General features: G+C 70.3%; 6 protein-coding genes. 2 read left to right on the top strand and 4 right to left on the bottom strand.

Annotated elements, in window-relative coordinates:
• Window positions 1–103: 103 nt before the first annotated feature.
• Both G6030_RS06880 and G6030_RS06875 read right to left on the bottom strand, forming a co-directional pair.
• On the bottom strand, window positions 104–328 hold the full coding sequence (locus G6030_RS06880; RefSeq protein WP_007627087.1) for a hypothetical protein: 225 nt from the start codon (window positions 326–328) through the stop codon (window positions 104–106).
• 147 nt (window positions 329–475) lie between these two features.
• Window positions 476–2,083 (bottom strand): alpha/beta hydrolase, encoded by a 1,608-nt coding sequence (locus G6030_RS06875; protein ID WP_187701599.1) that lies wholly within the window; start codon window positions 2,081–2,083, stop codon window positions 476–478.
• A gap of 108 nt (window positions 2,084–2,191) precedes the next feature.
• Here G6030_RS06875 and G6030_RS06870 point away from each other — a divergent pair, with 108 nt between their 5' ends.
• On the top strand, window positions 2,192–2,791 hold the full coding sequence (locus G6030_RS06870) for a hypothetical protein (protein ID WP_069389415.1): 600 nt from the start codon (window positions 2,192–2,194) through the stop codon (window positions 2,789–2,791).
• Window positions 2,781–3,680, top strand: a complete 900-nt coding sequence (locus G6030_RS06865; RefSeq protein WP_069389416.1) for an SDR family oxidoreductase — start codon at window positions 2,781–2,783, stop codon at window positions 3,678–3,680. The genes G6030_RS06870 and G6030_RS06865 overlap by 11 nt, the downstream gene beginning before the upstream one ends.
• 404 nt (window positions 3,681–4,084) lie before the next feature.
• Here G6030_RS06865 and G6030_RS06860 read toward each other — a convergent pair whose 3' ends face one another.
• Window positions 4,085–5,197 (bottom strand): NDMA-dependent alcohol dehydrogenase, encoded by a 1,113-nt coding sequence (locus G6030_RS06860; protein ID WP_182642625.1) that lies wholly within the window; start codon window positions 5,195–5,197, stop codon window positions 4,085–4,087.
• A 164-nt stretch (window positions 5,198–5,361) separates the two neighbouring features.
• Window positions 5,362–6,837: an aldehyde dehydrogenase family protein gene (locus G6030_RS06855; protein WP_182642626.1), complete on the bottom strand. Its 1,476-nt coding sequence runs from the start codon at window positions 6,835–6,837 to the stop codon at window positions 5,362–5,364.
• Window positions 6,838–6,882 lie beyond the last annotated feature (45 nt).

The raw sequence follows: 6,882 nt of genomic DNA, 5'->3' as shown, positions 1-6,882 counted from the left end.
GCCCGGCCCCGGAGGCGCGGGCCCCGGCCCCGGACACGCGAGAGCCGACCGACCCGCGGTGGAGCGGGGTGCGGCCGGCCGCGTCAGATCGTGTCGTGAACGATCAGGGGGTACCGGTGCCCTCGTCGGCGGCGGGGGAGGTGTTGGTGCCGCCGTCGTTGATCTCGAACCGGGTCCACTTGCCGTCCATGTCGACCTCCATGGCGTACCCGAGCGCGTCGTCGGGCACCTCGACCGTCTTGAACCAGTCGTACGCCTTGGTGTCGTCAGCGAACTCCTTCTCCTCGATCACGTTCTGGTCGGGGTCCACTACGCGGTAACGGGGCATGCGTGCTCCTTCGAATCGATGGAATCCGGTCGTCTCCGCAGTCTGGGTGATCCGGCGCCGTCTCGCATCCGGTCGAGGCCTGTCGACCGCGCGGCCCGGCCGCCTCGCAACGGTCGCCCCGCCACCGCGGGCGGGCACGGCGGGCTGTCACCGCGCGACGGGTGCCGGCGGCGCGGGCGCCGAGGTGGTCTCGGTGTGCCCGGTGCGCAGGTACTCGACCACGGCGTCGTCGACGACGTCGTTGCCCTTGGCGACCTGCCCGTGATCGCCGCCGTCGACGGTGATCATGTGTGCGCCCATCCGGTCCCCCAGCGCGCGGGCGCCGTGCAGCGGGGTCTGGGGGTCCGCCACCGAGTTGATCAGCAGCGGCGGCACCTCGAGCGCGTCACCGCTCACCTCGACGGGCGTGGTGACGGCGGGAGCTCCCGCGCACGCCGCGCCCGAGCTGAACATCAGGCCGGTGGCGTCGAAGATGTCGCCGGTGACGAACTGGGTCCACAGGAAGGCCGGGTAGTCCAGTGGTCGCGGGGCCACGCGGTTCTCGTTGCAGAGGATCGCCGACTGCATGTTCACCGCGATCAGCGCCTCCGCGGGGACGGCCGGCATCTCCGGATCGACCATGCCCAAGGGCGTGCCGTCGCGCAGGGCCGCCGCCAGTATCGGCCAGCCCTGCGACTGTGGCGCGAGGCTCCGGGTCGCGGCGAGCGTGATCGACTGCGACTGCATCGCGCCGGGGTTGAGCAGCTGCCGCGCGAGGCCCTCCAGCTGCGCCCGCGCCGGGCCGGTTAGCGTCGTACCGTCGATCCACGCCTGCGCCAGGGCCTGCCACTCCGCCGGCACATCGCCCACGCGCGCGGGCGGTGGAGCCAGTGTCGGGGTGGTGCCGGCCTCGGCGAGCACCCGCTCCGTCCAGCGCTGATACACCTTGAGCGGGGTGTCGCCCAGGCCGTACGTGGCGTCGTTGGCCGCGATCCAGTCGAACATGTCGTGAACCCGCCGCTTGTGCGGTTCGTTCTGCTCGAGCAGGACCTGGTTCCACATCCAGTCCGGGTGAGCGCCCGAGTCCAGCACGACCTTGTCCGTGTGCTGGGGGAACAGCGTCGCATAGGTGGATCCGAGCAGGGTGCCGTAGGACAGGCCGTGGATCGAGATCCGCTCCTCGCCGAGCGCCAGTCGCACCTGCTCCCAGTCGCGGGCGGTGTTCTCGGTGGTCAGGTGTCGCCAGTCGTCGCCGCTGACCGATTCGCACGCCGCCCGGTGCGCTCCGCCGACGTTGGTCGCCAACATCAGGACGTCCGCCGGGTTCAGCGGAGCGCACTGCAGGGGCCCGGCGTGGGCGAGTCCCCGGGGCTGCACGCCGATCAGATCCCACTCATCGCGCAGGGCATCGGGCCAGGTGAAGAGTTCGTTGTCGTCGAAGTAGGTCAGGGAGTCCCCGCCCGGTCCTCCCGCGTTGCCGAACAGCACCCCGCGCCGGGCGCCCGGGTCGCGGGCCGGGAGCTTGGACACCGTGACGTCGATGGTCTCGCCATCCGGCCGCGAGTAGTCCTGCGGGACGGTCACCGTCGTGCAGACCGCGCCGGGAGTGGACACGGTGTCGGGGCACGCGCCCCAGGTGGGCGCGGCGTGCGCGGCCGGTGCGGTGGTGGCGGCGCCCTGGACGACGACGAGTCCCGCCGCCACGAGCACCGACGCCACTGCCGAGGCGACGTGACGAGCGGCGGACGGGAGGAGTGCTGAACGGCGGCTGTGCATGTCGCCCAGTCTTTCAGGATGGCGCCCCCGTTGCTGCCGACCGTCCGACATTGCCATTGCCTGTCAGGGGACGATAGCGATGTCGTAGCGCCAAGTTAGCGTCGCCGCATGACGAGCATTCCCGAGTCTCTTCTTGTGGCGATTCCCGCTCTGGTGGGGGCCTTAATCACAGCCTCCGTGGGTCGAGAGCGGTTCTCCCAGAAGATCGACAGGCTGTCGGCCGCGCTCGAGCGGGTCAGCGGACGCGCTCATCTGGAAGCGGAGTTGGAATCGCTCAGCGCGGAGGCGGTTGCCCGGTATCGCGCGGCTCAGGCTGTACGATTTCTCACCATACTCGGGACCTTCTCGGCGTTCTACACGATGTTGCTGTCGACCGTTTACATCGTGAGCCCTCTTGTTGGTCGGGAGACGGGCCCTGCGGTTCTGGTGCTCACGAATGTGTTCTTCGTGGGCGCAATTGTGATGTTCTTCGTGTCCTGGATTCTCAAGCAGGAGATCATGAAGGTGTACATCTCGCGAAAGCCGGGCATCAAGTCGCGGGCGCCGGGCGGGATAGCGCGCTTTCTCATGCGGACCTCGATAATCGAAGAGGAGTTGGCGTGGCTGGACAGGGCGCACGCGCGGAGAAGTGTCGGTTCAGCTTCCGCCGGGGTGGGCGAGCGTACGGTCGAGATTCCGACTTCCGAGGAGGCCTCCCGTGACCACTGACCCGAACGCCCAGCCGCTCATCGACCCCACCACCAAGTACGAGGTCGACATCCCGATGCAGTCGCAGCCGGTGCCGGGGCTCGCCTCCGAGCTGGAGCCGCCCGCCGATCACGGTGAGACGTCCTACGTCGGACACGGCAGGCTCACGGGTCGCCGCGCGCTCATCACCGGTGGCGACTCGGGCATCGGTCGCGCGGTGGCGATCGCGTACGCCCGCGAGGGGGCCGACGTGGCGATCGGCTACCTGCCCTCCGAGCAGTCCGACGCCGAGGATGTCGCCCGGCTGGTCCGCGAGGCCGGCCGCACCTGCGTCCTGCTGCCCGGAGACGTCGGCGACGAAGAGGTCGCGCGGGGGATCGTCCGCGACGCCGTGGCCGGGCTCGGAGGGATCGACGTGCTGGTGCTCAACGCCGCCCGGCAGACCTACGTCGAGAGCCTCGAGGACCTGACCTCCGAGCAGTGGGCGGAGACCATGAACGTCAACATCTCGGCGCCGTTTTGGATGATGCAGGAGGCACTCGGGCATCTGCAGCCGGGTGCGAGCGTCATCTTCACCTCGTCGGTGCAGGCCTACACGCCGTCGCCGGGCCTGGTGGACTACGCGACCTCGCGGGCCGCGGTCAACACGATGTCCAAGGCGCTGGCGCAGCAGCTCGCGCCGCGGGGGATCCGCGTGAACGCCGTCGCGCCGGGCCCGTTCTGGACCGCGCTGCAGGTGACGGGCGGGCAGAAGCCGGAGAAGCTGCCGTACTTCGGGCAGAAGAACCCGCTCGGTCGGCCGGGGCAGCCGGTCGAGATGGCCGGCGCGTACGTGTACCTGGCCTCCGAGGAGTCGTCGTACACGACCGGCAACACGCTCTCGGTGACCGGCGGCGCGCCCACGCCCTGACGCAGCCACGCCCTGACGCAGCCACGCCCTGACGCAGCCGCTCGCCGGGATGGCGTCTCGCGCGCCACGATGCGACGGGACCACAGTCGCCAGGCCACAGCCGCACGCCGGGATGGCGTCTCGCGTGCCACGATGCGCGGGCAAAACACAGCCGCACGCCGGGATGGCGTCTCGCGCGCACCGAAGGGTGGGCGAGGCGCCATGGTGAGGGGCGGCTGCGGGCTGGGCGGGCAGCGGCGGGAGCAAGACGCCATCCGCGGGAGCGGCTGCCGGCTGACGCACCGACGCGCGCCGCCCAGGGGGTGAGGCGACGCGCGTCGGGGGAGGAGTCGGTCGGATGGGGAGGGCGGGGGCGCCGTCCCGCCCGGCCCGACCGGCTCCGGTTTGTGGGGGCTACGGCCGGATCAGGAGTCGTGGATGATCACGCCGCGCATGATCTTCCCGTCCTGCAGATCCTGGTAACCCTGGTTCACCTGGTCGAGCGTGTACGTGGTGGTGATGAGCTCGTCGAGCTTGAGCTTGCCCTCGTCGTACAGCCGCAGGAGCTTGACGATGTCGTACTGCGGGTTGGCCGAACCGAAGAGCGTGCCCTTGATGGTCTTGCCGAACAGGGCCATCATCGTGCCGTTGACCTGCACCGTCTTGTCGGTCATGCTCCCCATGCCGGTGATCACCACGGTGCCGCCCTTGCCGATCACGTCGAAGGCGCTGGAGACGACCTCCTCCTCGAGCGTGCCCACGAGGATCAGCGCCTGATCGGCCATCTGGCCCCAGGTGAGCTTCTCGACCTCGGCGTGCGCCTCGGCCGCGCTGGCGAACGCGTGGGTCGCGCCGAACTTCAGCGCCTCGTCGCGCTTGAACTGCACCGGGTCGACCACGACGACGTGGCGGGCACCGGAGTGGACGGCGCCCTGGACCGCGTTGATGCCCAGGCCACCGATGCCGTAGATGACCACGGTGTCGCCCTGACGGACGCCGCCGGCGTAGACCGAGGTGCCCCAGCCCGACGGCACGCCGCAGCCCACGAGCACGGCCTTGTCCAGCGGTAGCCAGTCGTCGACCTTGACCACCGAGTGCTGCGAGATGACCGAGCGCTCGGAGAAGGTGCCGAGCATGCACATGGCGCCGAAGTCCTTGCCTCCCGAGTGGAAGCGGAACGTGCCGTCGGGCATGTGGCCGTCGAGGATCGTGGCGCCCATGTCGCAGAGGCTCTGCCGGCCGGTCGAACAGTAGCGGCAGACGCCGCAGTTGGGGATGAACGAGCACACCACGTGGTCGCCGGGCTTGACCTTGGTGACGCCCTCGCCGACGGCCTCGATCACCCCGGCGCCCTCGTGCCCGCCCACGATCGGGAAGCGGGGCGGCAGCGAGCCGTCGGACAGGTGCAGGTCGGAGTGGCACAGGCCGGCGGCCGTGTACTTGATGAGCACCTCGCCGGGGCCCGGGTCGTCCAGGTCGAGCTCGATGATCTCGAACGGCTGGTTGGTGTCGAACAGTACGGCGGCCTTGGTCTTCACGGCGGTGGTCCTTTCGGCGGGCGGGCGTGGGAGGAGTGGAAGGGGAAGGGAAGAAGGGGGAAGGGAAGAACGGGAGACAGGGGGGGACTCCGGCGTCCCCGGAAGTGGTCACGGGGACGCCGGGTCCCGGTCCGGGTGGGCCGACGGCGTCGGGTCGGCCGGGCCTACAGCTGGATGTTGACCGAGCGGGTCTGCGTGTACAGGTCCAGGGCGCCGGCGCCGAGCTCGCGGCCCCAGCCGGACTGCTTGAACCCGCCGAACGGCATGGCGGTGTCGAAGCCGTTGTACTGGTTGACCCACACGGACCCGGCCTGGAGTCGGCTGGCGACGTGGTGCGCCTTGGACAGGTCCTTGGTCCAGATGCCGGCGGCGAGGCCGTACATCGAGTCGTTGGCCTGGCGCACCGCGTCGTCGACGTCGGAGAACCGCAGGGCCGAGACGACGGGGCCGAAGATCTCCTCGCGCACCACGCGGTCCTCGGGCTTGACGTCCACGAACACCGTCGGCTGGATGAAGAAGCCGGTGTCGCCGTGGCGGGCACCGCCGGTGAGGGCGCGACCGCCATCCTCGATACCGGCGCGCAGGTAGTAGGAGACCTTGTCGAACTGGTCCTGGTCCACCACCGGCCCGAGCACCGTGTCCGGGTCGAGCCCGTGGCCGATGGTGGCCTGCGAGGCGGCGTCGGCGACGGCCTGGGTGAACTCCTCGTAGATCGAGTCCTCGACGTACAGGCGGGTGCCGGCGGTGCACGCCTGGCCGTGGTTGAACATCCACGCGGCGACGGACCCGGCGACCGCGGCGTCCCAATCGCAGTCGGCAAAGACGATGTTGGCGCTCTTGCCGCCCAGCTCCAGCGACACCTTCTTGAGGTTGCCCTTGGCGGCGTCCACGATGAGCTTGCCGACCTCGGTGGAGCCGGTGAAGGCGACCTTGTCCACGTCGTCGTGGGCGGAGATCGCGGCGCCGGCGTCACCGAAGCCGGTGATGATGTTGACCACGCCGTCGGGCACGCCGGCCTCCTGGCAGATCTCGCCGAGCAGCAGCGCGGTGAGCGGGGTCTGCTCCGCGGGCTTGAGCACGAGGGTGTTCCCGGTGGCCAGGGCGGGGCCGAGCTTCCACGCGGCCATGAGCAGCGGGAAGTTCCACGGGATGATCTGCCCGCACACGCCCACGGGCACCCGCTGGGTGTAGGCGTGGAACTGCTTGTCGCCCGCGAACGGCATGGACACGTTGACCGTGGAGCCCTCGATCTTGGTGGCCCAGCCGGCGTAGTAGCGGAAGACGTCGGCGGCCCACGCCACGTCGACCGCGGTGGCGATCGCGACGGACTTGCCGTTGTCGAGGGCCTCGATCTGCCCGAACAGTTCGGCCTTGGCGTCCAGCAGGTCGCCGATGCGCCAGAGGATCTGCTCGCGTTCGCGCGGCTTCATGGTGGCCCAGGCGCCGTCGTCGAATGTGCGGCGGGCGGCGGCCACGGCGCGGTCCACGTCCTCGGGCCCACCGTGGGCGACCCGCGTGATCTCGTTCCCGGTCGCCGGGTCGTGGGTGGCGAAGGTGCGGCCGTCGGCGGCGTCGACCCACTGTCCGCCGATGAGCAGGCGGTGGGGGCGGGCGAGGAACTCGCGAGCCTCGGCGCCCAGCCGCTCGTCGACGTGCGCGACGGAGCCGGTGTCGCGGGAGAGTGT

This window comes from Dietzia sp. E1 (genome assembly GCF_014145015.1).
Classification (GTDB): domain Bacteria; phylum Actinomycetota; class Actinomycetes; order Mycobacteriales; family Mycobacteriaceae; genus Dietzia; species Dietzia cinnamea_A.
This window is presented reverse-complemented; position numbering and strand designations above follow the sequence as displayed.

Coding starts and splice junctions, on each gene's coding strand:
- G6030_RS06870 (WP_069389415.1), top strand. CDS start 2,192: ATGACGAGCATTCCCGAGTCTCTTCTTGTGGCGATTCCCGCTCTGGTG.
- G6030_RS06875 (WP_187701599.1), bottom strand. CDS start 2,083: ATGCACAGCCGCCGTTCAGCACTCCTCCCGTCCGCCGCTCGTCACGTC.
- G6030_RS06880 (WP_007627087.1), bottom strand. CDS start 328: ATGCCCCGTTACCGCGTAGTGGACCCCGACCAGAACGTGATCGAGGAG.